The sequence below is a fragment of the Devosia sp. genome, assembly GCF_017307565.1.
Taxonomy (GTDB): Bacteria; Pseudomonadota; Alphaproteobacteria; order Rhizobiales; family Devosiaceae; genus Devosia.
On the sequence record NZ_JAFKHD010000280.1, the window covers coordinates 1 to 2,842 of the forward strand.

The following is a 2,842-nucleotide window of genomic DNA, read 5'->3' on the forward strand; positions in this document are numbered from 1 at the left end:
CACCGACAGCAACAAGAAGCGGGTGCTGGAGCGGGCGCGCGCTTACATCGGAAAACTTGGGCTGCCGCCGGAGGCGATGGATTCCTATCCGCACCAGCTTTCGGGCGGCATGCGGCAGCGCATGATGATTGCGCTCGCAACCTTCTTCCAGCCCGAGCTGATCATTGCCGATGAGCCAACCACGGCTCTCGACGTCGTCGTGCAGAAGGACATTCTCATGCTGCTCATGGAGCTGCAGGAGGAAATGGGCAATACCATCCTCGTCGTCTCGCACGACATGGGCGTCCACTATCAGGTCACCCAGAAAATGCTGATCATGTATGCCGGTCGTGTCGTCGAATATGGCGATACCGACAGCGTGTTTGCCGATCCCCAGCACGCCTATACGAAAATGCTGATCGATAGCCTGCCCACCATTGGCGATGACAGCATGCGCGGCGTGATGGCGAGCCAGGCCGGCGCCGGTGGCGACCGCGCCTTCCGCGTCGAACCCAATCTCATCGAGGTGAAGCCGGGCCACTTCGTCGCCCAGCCTGCCCGCCAGCGCGAGGGAGTTTCGGCATGACCTTCATTCTCAAGACCGAAAATCTCAATAAGACCTATCGCCTCGGCGGCATCGTCAACGCCAAGCAGATCCAGGCGCTCAACGACGTCAACATCACCGTCGAAAGCGACAAGCCGGTAGTGATCGCCGTTGTCGGCGAATCCGGCAGCGGCAAGACCACACTGGCCAAGACGCTGCTGCGGCTGGAAACGCCGACCTCGGGCCGGGCCATTGTCTATGACCAAGTGGTCGCCGGGCAGGGTGCCATCCCCAACAAGAAAGACTTTCTGGGGCTGGTGCAGCCGATTTTCCAGAATCCCTTTGAAGCTTTCAGCCGCTATCGTCCGGTGGATGTCTATCTCGAAGAGACGGCGCGGCGCGTGGCGGGCATGGATGGCATCCAGGCCGAGAATGCGGTGGCCGAGGCGCTCAAAAATGTGGGCCTCAACTATGAAGAGGTGCGCGGCAAATACACGGCCCAGTTCTCGGGCGGTGAATTGCAGCGCATTTCGGTGGCGCGGGCGCTGATCCCCAATCCAAAGCTGATCGTGGCCGATGAGCCGGTTTCGATGATCGACGCCTCGCGGCGCATGATCATCATCAACCTCTTCAAGCGGCTGCGCGACGAGGCGGGGCGGAGTTTTGTCTACATCACCCACGATCTCGCCACGGCCTATTACATCTCCGACTATGTGGCGGTGATGAACAAGGGGCGCGTCGTCGAGTTCGGGCCGGCGCGAAAGGTCATGTCTGATCCCAAGCATGACTATACCCGCCTGCTGCTCAGCTCCATTCCCACCACCACGAGCCGCTGGCGCGAGCGCAAACGCGTCGCCAGCTAAGCCTGATTTCAAACCCAACCAATTTCAGACTACGGGACAGCAAGATGACCAATTCTGCCTCTGCCAACGGCGCCGCGTCGCTGTGGGCCACGTATGAACTCACCCTAAAAGGCCCGAGCGCGGGCAATCCGTTTCAGGATGTCGAGCTGCGCGCCACGTTCAGCCAGGGCGATCGCCTGGTGCGGGTGAACGGCTTTTATGATGGCGACGGCAATTTCAAGCTGCGCTTCCTGCCCGACACGACGGGCACTTGGACGTATCAAACTCAGAGCAATGTTTCGGCGCTCGACGGGGTCAGCGGCAGCTTTGAAGTTGGGGCGGCAAAGCCGGGTCATCATGGCCCGGTGCGTGTCTCCAATCGTCACCATTTCCGCTATGCCGACGGCACCCGCTACATCAATATCGGCACCACGGCCTATGTGTGGAACCTGCAGGGCGATGCGCTTGAGGAAGAGACGCTGCAGACTCTGAAGGATGGCCCCTTCACGAAAATCCGCATGTGCGTCTTCCCGAAGCACTATCGCTACAATCAGAACGAGCCCGAGCGCTATCCCTTCCCGGTGACCAAGAAGGGAACCAGCGAATGGACCGGCCGCTTCGGCGGCGACTATGGCTGGGCGTTCGACTTTTCCCGCTTCGAGCCGGATTACTTCAGGCACCTTGAAAAGCGCATCAACCAGCTCGCCGAAATCGGCGTCGAGGCTGACCTCATCATCTTCCACCCCTATGATCGCTGGGGTTTTTCAAAAATGAGCCCGGCCGAGGATGACGCCTATCTGCGTTACCTGACAGCGCGTCTGGCGGCCTTCCCCAATGTCTGGTGGTCCATGGCCAATGAATATGACCTGATGCCATCGAAGACCATGGCCGATTGGGATCGGTTCATCCACATCATTTCGGATAACGACCCCTTTGGGCACCTCCTCAGCGTGCACAATTGTTTCGCCTTTTATGACCACAACCACCCGCGCATCACCCATTCGAGCATCCAGCGCTCGGGCGCCAACCAGTCCTCGCTCTGGCGCGAAAAATACGGAAAACCGGTCTCGATCGACGAGTGCTGCTACGAGGGTGACATTGCCGAACTCTGGGGCAATATCTCGGCCAAGAAGATGGTCCGGCGGTTCTGGGATGGCACCGTCAATGGCGGCTACGTCACGCATGGCGAGACCTACTATAATGACGAAGAAAATCTCTGGTGGGCCAAGGGCGGCAAGCTGATCGGCGAAAGCGTCGAGCGCATCGCCTTCCTCCGCAAAATCCTGGAAGAGGGCCCGGATGAAGGGCTCGATCCCGTCAAATCGACCGGCGCCTATCGCACCACTCTTGCCGGCGGGCTCGATAATGTCGTGCTGGCCCAGCTCTTCCAGCCGGTGCCCGGCGAAGAAGATTGGCCGCGCGTGCAGGCCTGGTTCGCCACGGCCGGACAGCCGCATCGCTACTATCTGAGCTATCT

The 2,842-nt window shown here is 59.9% G+C and carries 3 protein-coding genes; all 3 read left to right on the top strand.

From position 1 onward, the window contains the following. Nucleotides 1-565, top strand: a 565-nt coding sequence (locus J0I64_RS08645; RefSeq protein WP_291407180.1) for an ATP-binding cassette domain-containing protein, incomplete at its 5' end; no start/stop codon positions are given. Continuing rightward, nucleotides 562-1,386 carry an ATP-binding cassette domain-containing protein gene (locus J0I64_RS08650; protein WP_291407181.1) on the top strand — a complete coding sequence of 275 codons (825 nt, stop codon included), beginning with the start codon at nucleotides 562-564 and terminating at the stop codon, nucleotides 1,384-1,386. The genes J0I64_RS08645 and J0I64_RS08650, both read left to right, overlap by 4 nt. A 44-nt stretch (nucleotides 1,387-1,430) precedes the next feature. Continuing rightward, on the top strand, nucleotides 1,431-2,842 hold a 1,412-nt coding region (locus J0I64_RS08655), incomplete at its 3' end, for a DUF5060 domain-containing protein (protein WP_291407182.1).